Genomic DNA, 19,607 nt, shown 5'->3' on the forward strand with positions numbered 1-19,607 from the left:
CTTAACAACTTCAACCACTTGCGCTTTCGATCTCTCGTCAGCGGGAGGCGAATTCTACAGCGTTACACGCTGCTGTCAACACCTCTTTTTCAACTTCCTTTCGACTTCGATGACCTGAAGCAACCTGCTGCCGAAACCTGCATAACTCTTTGTTTTCCAAGGAGTTTTCCGTTTCGACTGCGCCGGAAGTGGGGCGAATTATAGAGATCTGAAATCTGCCGTCAAGCACTGATTCCGGTTTTCTATCAATCACTTGCAGAAAGCACCGGCCCCTCCCTGTTTGAGCTTGATAGAGGAGCCAAAACGCTCCTTCTATATAGAAGGACCTCCTCATCGACTGCCATTGCCCATGACATAGGCAAAAAAACGAGAGCATCACGGGAAGATGATTGACTGGCCGCCAAAAATCAAAAAAGCACCCAAGGTGCTTTTTTGATATCGCCATCAACTGAATAAAGCCGCCACGCTGGCCCGCGCCGCGTGCAATTTCTTGTAGCTGTCGATCAGGCGCAGGTGCCTGTCGAGCCCTTCCAGTTTCATGCTCGTCGGCGTCAGACCGTAGAAACGCACACTGCCATCCACGGACCCTATCGCCGCGTCCATCCGCTCGTTACCGAACATCCGGCGGAAGTTGGCTTCGTAATCACTCAGTTCCAGATCATCGTCCAGCTGCATTTCCAGCACGACGTTCACAGCTTGATAAAACAAGCCGCGCTCGACGGTGTTGTCGTTGTATTGCAAAAAGGCTTCCACCAGATCCTTCGCCTGATCAAACTTCTGCAAGGCGAGATAAATCAGCAGGCGCAGCTCCAGGATCGTCAACTTGCCCCAAGGCGTGTTGTCGTCGAACTCGATGCCGATCAAGGTGGTGATGTCGGTGTAATCATCCAGCTCGCTGTTTTCCAGCCCCTTGGCCAGCGTTCTCAGGCCGACTTTGCTCAGGCTGTGCAGGTTGAGGATGTCGGCGCGGAACTGCAGCGCTTTGTTGGTGTTATCCCAGATCAAATCTTCTACCGGATAAATTTCCGAGTAATCCGGCACCAGAATGCGACAGGCCTTGGCGCCGATGTGCTCATAGACCGCCATGTACACTTCTTTGCCCATGTCTTCGAGAATGCCGAACAACGTCGCGGCCTCTTCAACATTGGAGTTTTCGCCCTGACCGGAGAAATCCCACTCAACGAATTCGAAATCCGGTTTGGCACTGAAGAAACGCCACGAGACCACACCGCTGGAATCGATAAAGTGCTCCACGAAGTTGTTAGGCTCAGTCACCGCCTGACCTTCGAAGGTCGGTTGAGGCAGATCGTTCAAGCCTTCAAAACTGCGGCCTTGCAGCAGTTCCGTCAGGCTGCGCTCCAGCGCCACTTCCAGGCTTGGGTGCGCGCCGAACGAGGCAAATACGCCACCGGTACGCGGGTTCATCAAGGTGACACACATCACCGGGAACTCCCCGCCCAGCGACGCATCCTTGACCAGCACCGGGAAGCCCTGCTCTTCCAGGGCCTGGATACCCGCCAGGATGCCCGGGTACTTGGCCAGCACTTCCTGCGGCACATCCGGCAGGGCCATTTCGCCTTCCAGGATTTCGCGCTTCACCGCGCGCTCGAAGATTTCCGACAGGCACTGCACCTGCGCTTCGGCCAGCGTGTTGCCGGCGCTCATGCCATTACTCAGGAACAGGTTTTCGATCAGGTTGGACGGGAAGTACACCACCTCATTGTCCGACTGGCGCACAAAGGGTAGCGAGCAAATACCGCGCTGGGTGTTGCCGGAGTTGGTGTCGTACAGATGCGAGCCACGCAACTCGCCGTCCCGGTCGTAAATCTTCAGGCAGTACTCGTCGAGGATTTCAGTCGGCAGTTCGTCCTTCGGGCCAGGCTTGAACCAGCGCTCGTCCGGGTAATGTACAAACGCCGCGTTGGCGATGTCCTCGCCCCAGAATTGATCGTTGTAGAAGAAGTTGCAGTTGAGCCGCTCGATAAACTCGCCCAGTGCCGATGCCAGCGCGCCTTCTTTGGTCGCGCCTTTGCCGTTGGTAAAACACATCGGCGAGTGCGCATCGCGAATATGCAGTGACCACACATTGGGAACGATATTGCGCCACGAAGCGATTTCAATCTTCATGCCCAGGTCGGCCAGGATGCCCGACATGTTGGCGATGGTTTGCTCCAGTGGCAGGTCCTTGCCCACAATGTAGGTGCCCGCCTCGCCAGTCGAGTGCGGCATCAGCAACGCCTGGGCATCGGCGTCGAGATTTTCGACCTCTTCAATCACAAACTCAGGCCCGGTTTGCACCACCTTCTTTACCGTACAACGGTCGATGGAGCGCAAAATCCCCTGACGGTCCTTGGCGGAGATGTCCGCCGGCAATTCGACCTGAATCTTGAAAATCTGGTTGTAGCGGTTTTCCGGGTCAACAATGTTGTTCTGCGACAGGCGGATATTTTCGGTGGGAATATTGCGGGTTTCGCAATACAACTTCACGAAGTACGCCGCACACAACGCCGACGAAGCCAGGAAGTAATCGAACGGTCCCGGTGCCGAGCCATCGCCCTTGTAGCGAATGGGTTGATCGGCAATCACCGTGAAGTCGTCGAACTTGGCCTCAAGTCGAAGGTTGTCGAGAAAGTTGACCTTGATTTCCATGCGTGCTTACCAGAATAACGAGCTATACGATTTGGCCGCCATTATCCGGTTTTTCAGCACGGACCGTTAACTTTCCACTATTTTTCGACCAACACCACCCCGCGCTCCTCAAGCAAGCGCACAAACATCGTCAGACTCTGCGACACCGTCCCCCTGCGCCACACCAGCCAGGTGCGTAAATAGCGGAACGACTCCGACAACGGCCAGACGCTGACCGTCGTGCATCCAGGCATGCTTTCGAGCATGCTGCGAGGCATCAGCGCCAGGCCGGCACCGGCGCTGACGCAGGCCAGCATGCCGTGATAGGACTCCATTTCGAAAATCTTGCCGGGCACCGCCGCGCCATTGGCGAACCAGCTTTCGAAATGATGGCGATAGGAACAGTTGGAGCGGAATGCATAGATGTTTTCGCCATTCACATCCTTCGCCCGAAGAATCGGGTCATGATTGAGAGGCGCGATCAAGACCATTTCCTCCTCGAATGCAGGTACCCCCTCCAGCGCCGGATGCAACACCGGACCATCGACAAATGCAGCGGCCAACCGTCCTGACAGCACCCCATCGATCATCGTCCCGGAGGGGCCGGTGGACAGATCCAGTTCGACCTTGGCGTGCTTCTGGTTATAGGCGGCCAATAGCTCAGGAATACGTACCGCTGCGGTACTTTCCAGCGACCCCAGGGCGAATGCTCCTTGTGGCTCTTCACCCGCGACTGTGGCGCGAGCCTCCTGAACCAGGTCGAGAATGCGTCGAGCGTAATCCAGAAAGCTCCAGCCGGCCGGGGACAGGCGCAGGCGACTCTTCTCGCGGATAAACAGGTCCACCCCCAAGTCCAGCTCAAGCTGCTTGATTCTGGTCGTGAGATTCGATGGCACCCGATGGATATGCTGGGCGGCCACGCTAATGCTGCCGTGCTCGGCGACAGCCTTGAAAATTTCCAGCTGAACCAGATCCAAGTCATTCTCCAATCGTGAACGTTATGCTCAGTATTATTCAGTTTCCATAAAACATATACCCCCATAACCTGAGCACATCCCCACCTTGCAGGACGGTGCCATGACCAACGTTTCCAGCCTTACCCATGCCATTTCGATCAACCCGACTACCGGCGAACAGATCGGCCAGTACCCTTTCGAATCCGATTCAGCATTGCAGGCCACGCTGACGCGGGCGGCTACCGGGTTTCGTGGCTGGCGCAGCAAACCGGTTGAACAACGCGCACGGCTTTTGATCAACCTTGGCCAGGCCTTGCACAACAATGCAGAGGGCATGGCGAACATGATCACCCGGGAAATGGGTAAACCGATCACTCAGGCCCGCGGTGAAATTGAAAAATGCGCGCAACTCTGCGAGTGGTACGCCGAACACGGCCCCGCCATGCTGAGCCCGGAGCCGACCCTGGTTGAAGGCGGCAAGGCACGCATTGAGTATCGCCCGCTCGGCCCGATTCTCGCCGTCATGCCGTGGAACTTCCCCATCTGGCAAGTCCTGCGCGGTGCGGTCCCCACCCTGCTCGCCGGCAATACCTACGTGCTCAAGCACGCGCCAAACGTCATGGGCAGCGCCTATTTGCTGCTGGAAGCCGTCAAGCAAGCGGACTTTCCTGAAGGTGTTTTCGAGGTCATCAATGTCACGCCGGAGGGTGTATCCAGGGCGATCGCCGATCCACGTATCGCGGCTGTCACCCTCACCGGTAGCGTCCGTGCGGGCATGGCCATCGGTGCTCAGGCTGGAGCAGCACTGAAGAAATGTGTATTGGAACTGGGGGGCTCCGATCCATTTATCGTGCTCGACGACGCGGACCTCGATGAGGCGGTAAAAGCCGCCGTGATCGGGCGCTATCAGAACACCGGTCAAGTCTGCGCCGCCGCCAAACGCCTGATTGTCGAGCAAGGCATTGCCCGGGAATTTACCCGCAAGTTCGTCGAGGCCACCCAACAACTGGTCGTCGGTGATCCACTAGCCAGCAACACCTACATCGGCCCGATGGCTCGCTTCGATCTGCGCGCCGAACTGGATCAACAGGTACGCGACACACTGGAAGAAGGCGCGACATTGCTGATGGGTGGGAAGAAGGCTGAAGGCCCCGGCAATTACTATGAGCCCACTGTACTCGGCGACGTGACCGATCAGATGACATCATTCAAACAGGAATTGTTTGGTCCTGTGGCTTCAATCATCACGGCCCGAGACGCAGCCCATGCGCTGGAACTGGCCAATGACAGTGAATTCGGCCTCACCGCCACCCTCTTCACGCGCAATGTCGAACTTGCCCGGCAGATGGCCGGCGAACTTGAAACCGGCGGTGTGTTCATCAACGGCTACAGCGCCAGCGATCCGCGTGTCAGCTTTGGTGGAGTGAAGAAGAGTGGCTTCGGCCGGGAGCTCTCGCATTTCGGGGTGCGCGAATTCTGTAATGCACAAACGGTTTGGCTGGATCGGCACTAAGGGTTCTGTAGGAGCGAGCTGGCTCGCGATGGACGTGAGGGCGCCGTGTTTATCCAGGCAGCCATCATTATCGTTAACGACCATCGCGAGCCAGCTCGCTCCTACAGAAACAGCACTAGCTCAATGAGCAGGAGGGATCAGGGCGGAAATCATCCGCCCTGAAAGAGACGATAAAAGTATCAATCGTCTCTGTCGTCGCGGTCGCGATACTGACGGTGGTAGCGATCATAGTCGCGACGATCATATCGACGATTATAACCTTGATCATCGTCATTCCCTTGGTCGTATCCACGACGATAATCATGATCATAATCTCGGCCGTACCGCCCTCCGTCTTCCCAGTGAGGGCCGCAGCCTCCCAGCAAGAGCGAACCTGAAATGGCCAAGATCATCATTACTGCGCGCTTCATTTGAACGTCCTGAATGGTCAGAGCTACAGAGGCGGTTGTCACTCTCCGAGAATTTCATCCGGGCAGTATTCAACCGTAATTATGACCACTCGGTAACTCAATGATTCATTTTTGAAGTACAGCAATCCAAAAGCTGTCGCCTCAAGGCACGCAGCCCCTACCAGGAGCGGTCGGTGCAACAGGGCCGCTACTGTCTCCATAAATGGGGCATTACACCCACCCCACCGAGCGTTTACCACCTGATTTGAGGAATATTCCCCACTCAACCTTTCTCTGGCTCGAAACGCCCAGAAGCAGTTTATTAATTAAGTTGAACTTTTTTCGCCCCGTTGAAATGGCTCATTAGTTGCACTGCCCCTCGTACCCGCAATAGCTGTCGTCCCGGCCACCAAGGTGACGACGGGGTTTGCCAGATTCGGCATGACGGGAGGGGTGAAACATGAAACACGCAACGCCACCATGCGGCTCCGTCGCCTTGCTGCTCAGGTCAAGCCTGCGCTGTCCAATGCACCTTACCCTGACCACCGCCAATGCCATGCCGCTGGATGCCTTGCGGACCTTGTTGGACGTTTGTGTTCACCCTGGTGCTGATGCTCCTCGGTTACATCGGCCTGGTACTGTTCATCCTGCCGGTGATCCTGACGTACACCTTCTGCAGCTATTACGTGTTCCCCAGAAAAGTGAGGATTGGTGATGGCCTCAACTAATAAATCAATTGCTCGAATCACGAATAGGCCGATACCCCGTTATAAGCAGGTCGCTCAGTTGAGCCTAATGTTTATCGCGTTGCTGATTGCGCTGGCGTTGTCCACTGCACTGGCGATGGAATTGACCCTCGGGGCGCTCTGACGAGTCTGGTAGAAAATCAAATCATCCTATTGGTATTGTCGAAACCTGTAGTTGATAGTTATTTGCATTACTATTTCAACACATATATGAAAATCACAATACCTGTAGAAGGACAACTTTGGTAATTGGCTATTGTTAATTTCGGAGGCGAACGCCTCGAGCAGCCGGGAACGTGGCCGAGTTGGCGCGCAATCCCGGAGACCTAACGAGCAATACTCGGTGATTGTTTTGTCCAGAGGAGGTTTATGGCATCTGTTTCAAGCGTCAGGCTGTTACCGACCCTGAGCCAGAACAGTATGTCGTTAGGCGTTGACACACTGAAAAAGATCCAGTGCCCCGACCCATCGGCCTTTTCCTCTACCTCTGCAACGTACAACGCAACCTCGCTTTCGCTAAGTTCCAGGGCATCGGAGATTTCTCGCTCTGTCGGTTTTCTTACGCTGCTCATAGGGAAATCCATTTCTTGAACAAAGTGCTGAAAGCATAGCTGAACACCAAAACCTGGAATCTCCACCTGTCGCCTCCGGACACGGAGGGCGATGCCTGATTGCTGAGACAGGTGCCAGGCGAGCGGCACGATTTCGAGCAATGGCAGGAGGCGGTGTCGAGTTCTCAGCGAAAACCTGCCAACTGGGACCGCGTACTTCCATTGCTGCTTTCGCAACCTGGCGCCCATAACTCGACACCTGGCAACAACGGAAAAATACTATTTTTAAACTACCATTACGCCTTAAAAAAATATCAGCCAACCTCTTTAATACATAACCCGGCATAAAACCATCGAAGTCGATCAACACTCAAACGCCATAGCGCCGCAAGTTATTTCTCACGACAAACACACCCATTACCTATCGTCATATTACACTTCATTGGACAGTCATTATTGGGCGCACTCTAACACTCAAACTTTCCACGAGTGACATAACACCTTGATAACACTCAGATCGCCCCCATAAACATCGCTGACTTATTATAACAATCGTTGACACTAATATTCAGACACCCTAAATTAGTGGCACTCTGCCAACATCCAGACAACGCATCAACTTTTGAAGTTAATGAAATGCTGAGTTTCTGAGCTATTTCATTCCTGGTACAACGCATGAAATATGTAGACGATATTGCGAAACTCTTTACACGTTTTGGCGCCAATGCGGAGAGCTACCAGGAAATACAACCGAACTACAAAGATTTCAAAGACGACCCGGTTACACCAGCGCTGGCCGAGCCAGAACCGTCGGTGGTCTTGCCTCCCCAAACACTAACATCCCCTGTGTTTCTACTGGACGCGCCACAGCCTTCTTTGTTGATTGGCGCGCCGGTCGAGCCTGTGAAGAATGCTGCCCTTTCGCAACCTTCGCCCAAATCCCCTCCCCTGACCAAGCCATCTGCGAGCTCTGCTACGGGTGACCGTCAACGACTGAGTGACCTGTTGCGCGAACTCAACCAGGTTCGTCGAGACGGTCTGCCAGAAATGACTCGCAAGCGGACCAGGGCGAAGGTCATTGCTATCGTTTCGGCGAATGGTGGGGTGGGTAAAAGCACCGTCGCCGCGGGCCTCGCAAAAAAACTTCGGCGCCCTGGCGGGCGAACCATCGCGATTGATCTGGACCCTCAGAACGCACTGTCCAGCCACTTGGGTATCACCCGGCAGGTTCCCGGGCTGATCCAGCTCAAAGAGCAGGACGCCGACTGGGGCGCTCATCGCCTGTCGGGCTTTGGCGACAGCGAATGCCTGCCCTTCGGCACTGGCGAGGTGAACGATCGCCGATTGCTCAAGCAGTTGATGCTTGAGGATTCTGACTGGTTGAATCAGCACCTGGCGTCAATGAACCTCAGCGAAAACGATACCGTGATCCTGGACACGCCTTCGGGTGCGACCGTCTATTCGCAACAGGCACTCGATGCCGCCGATCTGGTACTGGTGATGACGGTGGCCGACGCGGCCTCCTACCTGGCACTGGACACCATGACCCAGTGGCTGGAAACCAGCCGACGGCGCGCGCAGCGGCAGCGCTATGTGCTCAACCAGCGGGATGACTCGCGTTCGTTCTGCAGGGACATGGGCGTGCTGTTTCGGCGGCGGCTCGGCGCCAACCTGATCGGGACGATTCGCCTCGATCACCAGTTCAACGAGTCACTGGCCTATGGTCGGGACCTGCTGCAGTACGCACCTGAGAGCATTGGCAGCCAGGACATTCTCTCGCTGTCAGGCGCGGTCCATGCACTGCTTTGCGCGGATGATTCCAGCCAGCAGGGCACGCCATGACCGCCCGGCTGAATCAGGCACCCGCGAAGGCGTGGTGGCTGGAGAAGCTATTGGATACTTTCCAGGCTCGCGTCAGTCGATGGCCCCTGCTTTGGCGCCAAGGCCTGAAGCTCTCGGCCGGGCTGATCGCCGCATTGTTGGTGCTGGGTATCCTCATTGCGCCGCTGAACCTGTATTCCCAGGCCGCGTTTGCCGCCGTCTGTTTCGCCACCAGCCTGATCATCCGCAAGCAAGCCGGGCGTCTGGCGATCCTGACCCTGATCACCCTCTCGCTGATCGCTTCGCTGCGCTACATGTACTGGCGCCTGACCGACACCCTGGGCTTCGACAACTGGCAGGATGCCGTATTTGGCTACGGGCTGGTGCTGGCCGAGCTGTATGCCTTGCTCGTCCTCGTCTTCGGCTACGTACAGACCGCCTGGCCGCTGCACCGCAAACCGCAGTTTCTGCAACAACCGCCCGCTGAATGGCCGACGGTGGATGTCTTCATTCCCACCTATAACGAAGCGTTGGGCATCGTCAAACTGGTGGTACTCGCCGCTCAGGCCATCGACTGGCCCGAGGGCAAACTGCGGGTGCACATGCTTGATGACGGACGCCGGGAGGAATTCAAGGCTTTCTGTCAGCAGATTGGTGTCAACTACATCACCCGCGACAACAATCAACATGCCAAGGCCGGCAACCTCAACGAGGCACTCAAGGTCACCGATGGCGAGTTCATCGCCATATTCGACGCCGACCACGTGCCCACCCGCTCCTTCCTGCAGATCACCATGGGCTGGTTTTTAAAGGACCCGAACCTGGCGTTGCTGCAAACGCCGCACTTCTTCTATTCACCCGATCCGTTCGAAAAGAACCTCGATACCTTTCGCTCGGTACCCAATGAAGGTGAGCTGTTCTACGGCCTGGTGCAGGACGGCAACGACCTGTGGAACGCGGCATTCTTCTGTGGCTCCTGCGCGGTCATCCGGCGGACTCACTTGCAGGAAGTCGGCGGCATCGCCACCGAAACCGTGACGGAGGATGCGCACACGGCACTCAAGCTCAATCGCCGAGGTTTCAATACCGCTTACCTCGCCATTCCACAAGCGGCGGGCCTGGCCACCGAAAGCCTTTCCCGACACATCAGCCAGCGCATACGTTGGGCGCGGGGCATGGCGCAGATTTTTCGGACCGACAATCCGTTGTTTGGCAAAGGACTGAACCTGGGGCAGCGCATCTGCTACCTCAACGCCATGATGCACTTTTTCTACAGCCTGCCCCGCCTGGTGTTCTTGACCGCACCCTTGGCCTACCTGTTTTTCGACGCGCAGATTTTCCATGCCTCGGCGTTGATGGTCACGGTCTATGTACTGCCGCATATTTTGCATTCCAACCTGACCAACTCCGCCATCCAGGGGCGTTTCCGCCATTCCTTCTGGAACGAAGTGTATGAGTCGGTGTTGGCCTGGTACATCATGCGGCCGGTACTGTTGGCCCTGATCAGCCCTTCGCTGGGCAAGTTCAACGTGACTGACAAGGGCGGCACCATCGAAAAGGACTATTTCGACTGGAAGCTCGCACGGCCTTACATCGTGCTGCTGACCTTGAACATGATCGGTCTGGTGATTGGCGTGGTGAAGCTGATCGGGAGTGATTCGGCGGAGGTCACGACCCTGCTGATCAACCTGGCCTGGACCCTGTACAACATCATCATCGTCAGCACCGCCATAGCGGTGGCCACTGAATCCTCTCAGGTGCGCAACGAACCCAGGGTGCCCGCTGACCTGCCCATGCGGGTCTACCGCGAAGACGGTACCTGGTTCGATTGCAAAACCCAGGACTTCTCACAAAACGGCGTGGGTCTGGCACTGCCACCGCAGGTTCAGCTCAGCGTCGATGAGAAGCTGCGGCTGTGCATTCTGCGCACGCCGCCTTCAAGCCTCTTTCCCGCAACAACGATCTTCAGCAACGACGGCGTTGCGGGCGTGCAATTCGAGGGTTTGACCCTGCGCCAGCAAAGTGAATTGGTGCGACTGACCTTTTCACGGGCCGACACCTGGGCCAATACCTGGGGTAACGGCCGCCTCGACGCACCCATGTCGGCGTTGCGCGAGGTCAGCAGCATTGGCTTGCGCGCCATCCTGCGCCTGTTCATTGCAACCCTGAAGGACGGCCAGGCGCTGCTGCGCAAGCGCCCGGACGCGCCATCACCTATCGACTCCACCGCGGACACGCAACGATCTTGAAGCCTTCCACTCGCCGGACCTTTCCTCCTCGTCGCTCACTCATGCTGATTGCCTGCTCGCTAATGGGCTGGAGCGGCTGGGCGTTGAGTGCTGCCACCCAAATCAGCGCCACAGAGCCGGTGGTGATGCTGGTCGAAACGTTGCCAGGGACCAATGCCCCGGGCAACAGCTATACCCGCACCCTCAAGGAACTGGGCAAAAACTATTCGATGACCCTTAAAGGCGTGGAGGCTACCGACAGTGTGAATTTCGATGTGCGCGCCGATGAAGTCGTCACGGCTGCCCAGGTCACACTGCAGTACAGCTACTCACCGGCGCTGCTGGCCGATCTTTCGCAAATCAACGTGCTGATCAACGATCAAGTGGCCGCCAGCCTGCCCCTCCCGAAGGAAGAGGCCGGTAAATTGCAGATCCGGACCGTGCAGATTCCGCCGCAGACCATCACCGAATTCAATCGGCTCAGCCTGCAGTTCATCGGTCACTACACGATGCAATGTGAAGACCCTTTGCACTCCAGCCTGTGGGCCAGGATCGGCAACGAGAGCCAGTTGAGCCTCCAGGTGTCCTCGATTAAACAACCCAACGACCTGTCCGCTCTGCCGCTGCCCCTGTTCGATCGTCGAGACGCCTCGCCCCTGACGCTGCCCTTCGTGTTCGCCGCGCGCCCGGGCAGCCCTGAGCTTGAAGCCGCCGGTATCCTGTCGTCCTGGTTTGGCGCCCTGGCCAGCTACCGCGGCGCAACCTTCCCTGCCAGCCTCACCAGCCTGCCGGCCAAAGGCAATGCGGTGGTGTTCGTCAGCGGCAGCGAATCAACGGCCTTGAGCGGCTTGCCGATCAAAGAGGCCACGGGGCCGACATTGACCCTGGTGAGCAACCCGAATGATGCTCAGGGCAAACTGTTGATCGTCTCCGGGCGCGATGGTGCCGATCTCAAGGCCGCCGCGACAGCGCTGGCCCTCGGCGGCTCGGCCTTTTCCGGGCAGAGCGTGGTGATCGACCGGATCGACTCGCTCAAGCCACGCCAACCGTACGACGCGCCAAACTGGCTGCCCTCCGATCGCCCGGTTCGCCTGGGTGAACTGGCGAAGCCTGCGGAACTCAATGTGTCGGGATATAACCCGGGACAAATGACGGTTGCCCTACGCCTGCCACCCGACCTGTTCAACTGGCGTGAGCCCGGTGCGCAACTGGACCTGAAATACCGCTATACGCCGCAACCGGTCTCCACCAACTCTTCGTTGTTGGTCAGTTTCAACGACACCTTCATCAAGTCGATCGACCTGCCTTCGATCGAGAAACTCGGCAACAGCGACAGCCTGCTGTCGATGCTCAAGACCGACGACGGCCTGGCCCGCACCTCGCGCATGCTGTTGCCGCTCAATTCAGTCGCACTGCAATCGCGCCTGCAATTTCGCTTCATGTATGACTACATCAAACAGGGCGAATGCCGCGACATCATCATCGACAACATGCGCGGTGTGATCGACCCGGACTCGACCCTGGACCTCAGCCAGTACGAACATTTCATGGCCATGCCCAACCTCGGAGTGTTCAAGGACAGTGGCTTCCCGTTCACCCGCATGGCCGACCTGTCTGAAACATCGGTGATCCTGCCCAACGAGCCAGGCCCGGCCGATCTGAGCGCCTATCTGACGCTGCTGGGCCGCTTCGGCGACTCCACCGGGTATCCGGCCACCGGGGTGAAGGTGGTCCACGCCGACCAGGTGGCCGAGCAAAGCGACCGGGATTTGCTGGTGCTCGCCTCGGGCAACAATCAGCCACTGCTGGAGCAATGGCAAAGCCTTCTGCCGGCCAAGGACGAAGGTGCTGCGCAGTACTTTGAACTGTCTGACCTGCCCTTGCGCCTGCGCAACTGGATCAGCCCGGATACGAAGACCAATCTGCGAGAAGCGCGCAGCAGCTTCAGGTTCAGCGCCGAGGACGGCAGTGCTTATCTGACCGGATTCGAATCGCCGCTCAAGAGTGGGCGCAGCGTGGTGTTTATCGCCGGCACAAGGCCCGGCGGCCTGGCCGACGTGACCAACGCCCTGCTCAGCAGCGAAGAAAACGCCCGGGATTTGCAAGGCAGCCTGGTGGTGGTCAGGGGCAAGCATGTCGAATCGCTGGTCGCCGAACAGGATTACTACGTCGGGCGCCTGGGTCCGTTGCGCTACCTGCAGTGGTACCTCTCGCAGAACGTAATGGCGCTCATGCTGTTCACCCTCCTCGGGGTCCTGCTGCTGGCTTCGATGGCCTACCTAGCCCTGCGCCTACGGGCCAAACGTCGTCTTGGCCAATGAGCCGCGCAGGCCTGTGTCGTCCATGAGCAGCCGGGGTACTTCACTTCGCCAGGGCCTGCGCGGTAACGCGCGCAGGTTGAGCGCTGTGCTTGCGCTTGCCCTGCTGGCGCCGGCGATAGCGGTCGCAAACTCCTGCGAGTCGCCAGCCTGGCCTCTTTGGCAAACCTACGCAACGCGCTTTGTCCAGGACGACGGCCGGGTTCTCGAATCGAGCCTTGCGAACAATCACAGCACCTCTGAAGGGCAGTCCTACGGCATGCTCTTCGCACTGATCGGCAACGATCAGCCACGCTTCGACACGCTCTGGCGCTGGACCTCGGCCAACCTCGCCGGCGCCGACATCGCCACACGCCTGCCAGGCTGGCTATGGGGGCAAGGCACGGACGGTCAGTGGCGCCTGCAAGACGCCAATTCGGCCGCCGACGCCGACCTGTGGATCGCCTACGCCCTGCTCGAAGCCGCACGCCTGTGGCATCGACCGGACTATCACCGAGACGCCCTGCACCTGTTGGCGACGATTGAAGCGCAGTTGGTCGTCAACCTGCCCGGGCTGGGCCCGATGGTATTGCCTGGACCACAGGGCTTCGTCCAGCCGGACGCACTCTGGCGCCTGAACCCCAGCTACCTGCCACTGCCGTTGTTACGGCGGCTGGCCAAGGAAGCACCGTCCGGGCCCTGGCAAGCGATTGCCCACAACACCGCGACGATGATTGCCCAATCCAGCCGCCACGGCTTCGTCGCTGACTGGGTCGGTTATCAAGGCACTTCAGCGCAATCGGGTGTCTTCGTCAGCGATCCGATCAACGGCGACACGGGCAGCTACGACGCCATTCGCGTGTACCTCTGGCTGGGCATGAGTGATACCTCCGAACCACTGGCAGCGCTGCTGCTCAAGCGGCTGGACGGCATGGCCCGCAGCACTGTCGCGACGGGTTCCCCCCCGGAAACAGTCCAGGTTCTCCACGGCAGTGTTCAGGGTCAGAGCCCGTTCGGATTCCGGGCTGCACTGATTCCCTACCTTCAGGCCAAGGGGCAACCCAAGTTGGCCGATCAGCAACGAAGTCGCGTGGAACTTGCCTTGCGCGAAGCGCTGGCCAGGCCTGATGCCGACGCCGGTGCACCGCGTTACTACGACTTGATGCTCAGCCTGTTCGCGCTCGGCTGGGCCGATAAACAATATCGATTCCGGGAAGACGGAACGCTGAAACTCTCCTGGGAGACCGCATGCACCCGCACCACCGCACGCTAGCCATCGCCGTCATGAGCGCATGGACGGCCGCTGCTGCCCACGCTCAAAGTCCGACGCCACAGACATTACTCGTCGAGCAAGGTCAGTACTGGCAGTTGCACAACAACCCTCAACGCGCTGCGGAAGTCTGGCTGAAAGTCCTGCTGCTGGACCCGGTCCAGGTTGACGCACTGTATGGCCTGGGCTTGATCGGCGTGCAACAGGGCAAGCCACAGCAGGCGCAGCAATACCTCGCCCGCTTGCAGGCCATCCAGCCAGCGCCTCGGCAGGCATTGCAACTGGCGCAGGACATCGCCCTGGCACAACCGCAGAACCAGCAGCGTCTGGAAGAGGCTCGGCGCCTCGTCGATGCCGGTGAGCGTGACAAGGCGACCGTTGTGTTTCGCGCGCTGTTCGATGGCCGTCCACCTCAAGGTACGATCGGCCGCGAGTATTACAACAACCTTGCCTTCAATCAGGCTGACTGGGCGCAAGCACGCAGCGGATTTCAGCGCCTGCAACGTGAGATGCCCAACGACTCGATCGTCGCGCTGTTTTACGCCAAGCATCTGGTGCGCCATGAAGACAGTCGTGCCGAGGGCATCCGCGCCCTGGCCGCGCTGACCCAGCGTACCGACATTGCCGGTGATGCCGACGAAAGCTGGCGCCTGGCGCTGACCTGGATCGGCCCACCCAATCCGGCACAAGTGCCGTTGTTCGAGGCGTACCTCAAGACGCATCCGGATGACGTGGAAATCCGCGCGCAGATGAACAAGGGCAAGCAACAGGTGGCAACGACGGCCAGCAAGGCATGGCAACCGCCGGCCGAAGTCGCGCGCGGCCTGAAGGCGCTCAAAGAAGGTGATCAGGCCACCGCTGAGCAGGCTTTTCAAGCGCGCCTGAAAACCCGGCCCGACGATGCCGACGCGCTGGGTGGCCTTGGGGTTGTTCGCCAGCAGCAACACCGATTGGCCGAAGCGGAAAAACTCCTGGGTCAGGCTACTAGACAACCTGGCGGCAACCAGTGGCAAGTCGCGTTGAACGAAGTGCGCTACTGGTCTGCGTTGCAGCAGGCTCGGGACGCCCAGGCCAAAGGCCAGACCGCCCAGGCACAGGCCCTGGTAAACCAGGCGCTGCGTCTGACCCCGAACGGGGTCGACGCTCGCCTCGCCCTGGCGGACATTCAGGCCAGCGCGGGCCAGTTCGATGACGCTCAGGGCAACTATCGCCAGGTGCTGAGCCTGCGCCGCGACGACCCGCAAGCACAGGAAGGGCTCGTCAACGTGCTGCTCAAGAGCGGCAAGAACGATGAAGCCCAGCAACTGATCAACAGTCTGCCAGCCACTGGGCAGACCAAGATCGGCCAGTCCGCACGCCTGCAAGCCTTGCGCGCGACGCAACTGGCCGCCCTCGCCGAACAGCGTAACGATCTGCCCGCTGCGCGCAACGCCTTGCAAGACGCGCTGCGCTACGAACCGGACAACATCTGGACACGTTTCGCGCTGGCCCGCCTGAACCTGGCGATGGGCGAACCGCAAAAGGCTCGGGACCTGATCAACGCCATGCTCCAGGCCCACCCCGACAATGCCGATGCGCTTTACGTCAGCGCCTTGCTGTCGGTCCAGATGGGTGAGTGGAAAGCCGCCCAGACCACCTTGGGACGCTTGCGCCCCGACCAGCGCACCCCGGACATGCAAGCGCTGGCCGCAGATATCAGTCTTAACCTGCAACTCAGCCAGGCCATCGACCTGGGCAAGCGCGGACAGCGCCAGGAAGCCCTGACCTTGCTCGAGCGTATCCAGCCGATGGCCAACAACAGTCCAGACCGCACGGCGAACCTGGCCACGGCCTATGTCGCGGTCGGCGAGCCAACCCGTGCACTGGCCCTCATGCGTGACCAGTTGCAACACACTGCTGCACCCTCGGCGGACTTCATCCTGCAATACGCCACTGTCCTGCTTGAATCCGGAGAAGACGCACAGGTCAACGAGATTCTGCGCGACCTTCAGAACAGACCCTTGAACGCGCCGGCTCGCAAGCGTTTCGACGACCTGCTGTATCGCTATCGCATCCGCCAGGCTGACCAGCTGCGTGAACGCGGCGAACTGGCCAGCGCCTATGACACGCTGGCGCCCGCACTGGCGCAACGTCCCGGTGACAGCGCTGCCGTCGCGGCCCTGGCGCGGATGTACTCGGCCAACGGCGACACGGCAAAAGCCCTCGAACTCTACAAACCGCTGTTGCAGCGCCAGCCAAGCGATCCGCAACTGCTGCTGGGTGCTGCCGACGCGGCGGTGCTGGCCCATGACACGGCATTTGCCGAACAGGCGCTGCAACAGCTGCTCAAGACCGAATCCGGTAACCCTCAAACGCTGACCGAGGCCGCACGTCTCTACCAGAACATGGGCAAGACCGGCATGGCGGCCGATCTGCTGCGCAAGGCAGTGGCCATCGAACAGAGCGAAAAACGCAGAAACCAGAGCGGCCAACTGGCAGGTTCGACAGTGGCACCCAACCCTTTTGCCGGGGTGTCGGGTTCACGTAACGAAGTCAGTCGCGACACCTTGCTGGCAGCCATCCCGCCACCGGTTCAAGAGATGCCGGGCCGCATGACGTCACGCCCCCCTTTTGCCGTCGACGCCCCGCCAAAGCCGCAGCAGGCGAGCAATCCATTCGAGTCGCAGCTGCCGCGCGCAGCACTGGTGAGCGAGGACATCAGCCCCGCGCAACTGGCGCTGAATAAAATCCTTCAGGAGCGCAGTGCCTACGTCACCCAGGGCGTGAGCATTCGCAGCAACAACAGTGAGTCGGGGTTGAGCAAACTGACCGACGTTGAAACACCGCTGGAAATCAGTATTCCGCTGGATGAAAGCCGCGTCGCCCTGCGCGTGACACCGGTCTCGCTGAACGCCGGCGGTGCCAGCAGCGAGGCGCTGTCGCGTTTCGGTAACGGTGCGCAGAGCGGCAGCGTCGGCTCGCAAAAAGCCGAGGGGGTTGGCCTTTCCGTCGCCATGCAACGGCCCGCGGATGGACTCAAAGCCGATCTCGGCACCACCCCGCTCGGCTTCAAATACACCACCGCCACCGGCGGCATCAGCGTTGATCGCCCCATAAGCGACGCCTCTAATGTCCGCTACGGGGTGAGCGTTTCCCGGCGTCCGGTGACTGACAGCCTCACCTCGTTTGCCGGCGCCACGGACAAACGCAGCGGGCAGTCCTGGGGCGGTGTGACCGCCAACGGCGGGCGTGGCCAGTTGAGCTATGACGACAACGAAGTCGGCGCCTATGGCTACGCCTCCTGGCACCAGCTATTGGGCAACCATGTCGAATCCAACAGCCGCAGTGAACTGGGCAGCGGTGTGTACTGGTACCTGCAAAATGCAACGGACAGCAAGCTGACCGTCGGCCTGAGCATGACCGGCATCAGCTACGCCAACAATCAGGACTTTTTCACCTACGGCCACGGCGGCTATTTCAGCCCGCAGACGTTCTTCGCCCTGGGTGTGCCGGTGACCTGGGCACAACGCACCGGGCGCTTGACGTATCAAGTCAAGGGCTCGGTCGGCGTGCAGCATTTCGAGCAGGACAGCGTCGACTATTTCCCGACCGACAAAGCCCTGCAGGCGGCCTCGGGCCTGCGCTACGCCGGGCAAAACAAAACCGGGATCGGCTACAGCATCGCCGCAGCGGCTGAATACAAGGTCGCTTCGAAGTTCCTGCTGGGCGCAAACCTGGGCCTGGACAACGCCCGCGACTACCAACAACTCAGCGGTGCCCTGTCCTTGCGCTACCAGTTCGAAGAGATCGGCGGCCCCATGAGCCTGCCGGTCAGCCCGTACACCTCGCCTTATTCCAACTGATCACTCTGGAGCTTTCGATGCCCACTTCTGCCCTTGCCGGTCTGACTCTCCTTGTCCTTGGGGAGAGCCATATGAGCCTCGCGGACCATTTGCTGGAGCCGCTGCACGACAACCTGACTCGCCAAGGCGCCCAGGTCCATTCCATCGGTGCCTGCGGCGCCAGCGCCGGTGACTGGCTGATCAGCAAAAAGGTCGACTGCGGTGCCGAGCGCAAAGGCAACGACAAGCTCGTGATCAAAGGGCGCGAGGCAACCACCACACCGATCCAGGACCTGATCGCCGCCGACAAGCCCGACCTGGTGGTACTGGTCATCGGCGACACCATGGCGTCCTATGACAAGCCGGTGTTCCCGAAGGCCTGGGCATGGCAAAGCGTCACCGGCCTGGCCAAGGCCATCGCGGCCACCGGGACCCGTTGCGCCTGGGTGGGCCCGGCCTGGGGCAAAGCCGGTGGCATGTACAAGAAGAATGATGCCCGCACTCAATTGATGTCGCAGTTTTTGGCCGCGAACGTGGCGCCTTGTACCTACATCGATTCGCTGACGCTCTCCAAACCCGGGCAGTGGATCACCACCGACGGGCAGCACTTCACCGTCGCCGGTTATCAATCCTGGGGCAATGCGATCGGTGATGCCCTGGCCAAACTGCCCGCCGAGCGCGTCAGCAGCACAGGAGCCGGCAAATGACCCGATCCGCATTCAGCTGGGCGCTGTTCGCGCCCTTGATGCTCAGCCTGCACGCCGAGGCTGCCGACATTGCCCTGTACCCGACGGGCCCGGATCAGGACTCGGCCTTCCTGCGTTTTATCAACGCCGCCGATCGCCCCCTGCAGCTGCTGGCCGAAGGCTCGCGGGCCAGCCTCAAACTCGAAGGCAGCAATGTCGTGTCCGACTACCTGCCCGTGCCCGCCAACCAGCCGATCAAAGGCACCCTGGAACGCAACGGCAAAAGCCAGCCGCTGGACATCCAGGTGGCGGCAGGCGAATTCGCCAGCGTGATCGCCTTGCCAGACAGCGCACAGGGTATCCGCCAGGTCGTCATCCGTGAGCAACCCGACGACTTCAATAGCCTGAGAGCCTCGCTGGCGTTTATCAGCGCCGATCCAGCGTGCACCCGGGCCGGTTTGCGCGCTGCAGGGAAGAACGCCGAGCTGTTCAAGGAGGTGGCCGACGGCAGCGTGCAACGTCGCGCGATCAACCCGGTCAACCTTTCGGTTCAATTGGTCTGCGCCCAGACCAATGTCGGTGCCCCGCTTGACCTGGGCCAGCTCAAGGCCGGCGAGCGCTACAGCGTTGTGCTGCTGCCTGGCGCAAATGGCCCTTACCTGTTGCTCGCGACTGACGTCCTGGCCCACTGATCGGATCGC

At 59.4% G+C, this 19,607-nt stretch carries 12 protein-coding genes and 1 pseudogene; 9 read left to right on the forward strand and 4 right to left on the reverse strand.

Features of this window, described 5'->3' with window-relative positions; translation table 11 throughout:
- Window positions 1-444 precede the first annotated feature (444 nt).
- Entirely contained in the window at window positions 445-2,649 is a 2,205-nt protein-coding gene (locus tag RS887_RS00005; protein WP_322613920.1) for an OsmC domain/YcaO domain-containing protein, read from the reverse strand.
- Window positions 2,650-2,726: 77 nt separating this feature from the next.
- On the reverse strand, window positions 2,727-3,605 hold the full coding sequence (ptrR, locus tag RS887_RS00010) for a putrescine utilization regulator PtrR (protein WP_322613921.1): 879 nt from the start codon (window positions 3,603-3,605) through the stop codon (window positions 2,727-2,729).
- Window positions 3,606-3,705: 100 nt separating this feature from the next.
- Between ptrR and RS887_RS00015 the strand changes: the two genes are divergently transcribed.
- A complete protein-coding gene (locus tag RS887_RS00015; RefSeq protein ID WP_322613922.1) occupies window positions 3,706-5,097 on the forward strand; it encodes an aldehyde dehydrogenase family protein in 1,392 nt (463 codons plus the stop codon).
- Between the two features lie 179 nt (window positions 5,098-5,276).
- Here the strand turns inward: RS887_RS00015 and RS887_RS00020 are convergent, their stop codons facing one another.
- Window positions 5,277-5,507 (reverse strand): hypothetical protein, encoded by a 231-nt coding sequence (locus RS887_RS00020; RefSeq protein WP_322613923.1) that lies wholly within the window; start codon window positions 5,505-5,507, stop codon window positions 5,277-5,279.
- A gap of 563 nt (window positions 5,508-6,070) precedes the next feature.
- Here RS887_RS00020 and RS887_RS00025 point away from each other — a divergent pair.
- Window positions 6,071-6,214 (forward strand): annotated as a pseudogene (locus RS887_RS00025) (ubiquinol oxidase subunit II); the annotation flags it as partial.
- Between the two features lie 344 nt (window positions 6,215-6,558).
- Here RS887_RS00025 and RS887_RS00030 read toward each other — a convergent pair.
- Window positions 6,559-6,870, reverse strand: coding sequence for a hypothetical protein (locus RS887_RS00030; RefSeq protein ID WP_322613924.1), 312 nt, complete (start codon window positions 6,868-6,870; stop codon window positions 6,559-6,561).
- A gap of 588 nt (window positions 6,871-7,458) precedes the next feature.
- On the opposite strand from RS887_RS00030, the gene bcsQ reads away from it, so the two are divergent.
- The 7 genes from bcsQ to RS887_RS00065 are packed head-to-tail and all read left to right on the forward strand — an operon-like array spanning window position 7,459 to window position 19,598.
- Window positions 7,459-8,625 (forward strand): cellulose biosynthesis protein BcsQ, encoded by a 1,167-nt coding sequence (gene bcsQ, locus RS887_RS00035; protein ID WP_322613925.1) that lies wholly within the window; start codon window positions 7,459-7,461, stop codon window positions 8,623-8,625.
- On the forward strand, window positions 8,622-10,853 hold the full coding sequence (gene bcsA / locus RS887_RS00040; protein ID WP_322613926.1) for a UDP-forming cellulose synthase catalytic subunit: 2,232 nt from the start codon (window positions 8,622-8,624) through the stop codon (window positions 10,851-10,853). The genes bcsQ and bcsA overlap by 4 nt, the downstream gene beginning before the upstream one ends.
- Complete coding sequence (gene bcsB / locus RS887_RS00045; protein WP_322613927.1) at window positions 10,850-13,153, forward strand: cellulose biosynthesis cyclic di-GMP-binding regulatory protein BcsB; 2,304 nt, start codon at window positions 10,850-10,852, stop codon at window positions 13,151-13,153. Before bcsA ends, bcsB begins: the two co-directional genes overlap by 4 nt.
- 22 nt (window positions 13,154-13,175) lie before the next feature.
- Entirely contained in the window at window positions 13,176-14,402 is a 1,227-nt protein-coding gene (bcsZ, locus tag RS887_RS00050) for a cellulose synthase complex periplasmic endoglucanase BcsZ (RefSeq protein ID WP_322613928.1), read from the forward strand.
- Window positions 14,378-18,241, forward strand: coding sequence for a cellulose synthase subunit BcsC-related outer membrane protein (locus RS887_RS00055; RefSeq protein ID WP_322613929.1), 3,864 nt, complete (start codon window positions 14,378-14,380; stop codon window positions 18,239-18,241). The genes bcsZ and RS887_RS00055 overlap by 25 nt, the downstream gene beginning before the upstream one ends.
- A gap of 17 nt (window positions 18,242-18,258) precedes the next feature.
- Window positions 18,259-18,927: an SGNH/GDSL hydrolase family protein gene (locus RS887_RS00060; RefSeq protein ID WP_322613930.1), complete on the forward strand. Its 669-nt coding sequence runs from the start codon at window positions 18,259-18,261 to the stop codon at window positions 18,925-18,927.
- Window positions 18,924-19,598 carry an alginate O-acetyltransferase AlgF gene (locus RS887_RS00065; protein ID WP_322613931.1) on the forward strand — a complete coding sequence of 225 codons (675 nt, stop codon included), beginning with the start codon at window positions 18,924-18,926 and terminating at the stop codon, window positions 19,596-19,598. Before RS887_RS00060 ends, RS887_RS00065 begins: the two co-directional genes overlap by 4 nt.
- Window positions 19,599-19,607: the final 9 nt, after the last annotated feature.

Source organism: Pseudomonas sp. BIC9C (assembly GCF_034541995.1).
Lineage (GTDB): Bacteria > Pseudomonadota > Gammaproteobacteria > Pseudomonadales > Pseudomonadaceae > Aquipseudomonas > Aquipseudomonas fluorescens_CC.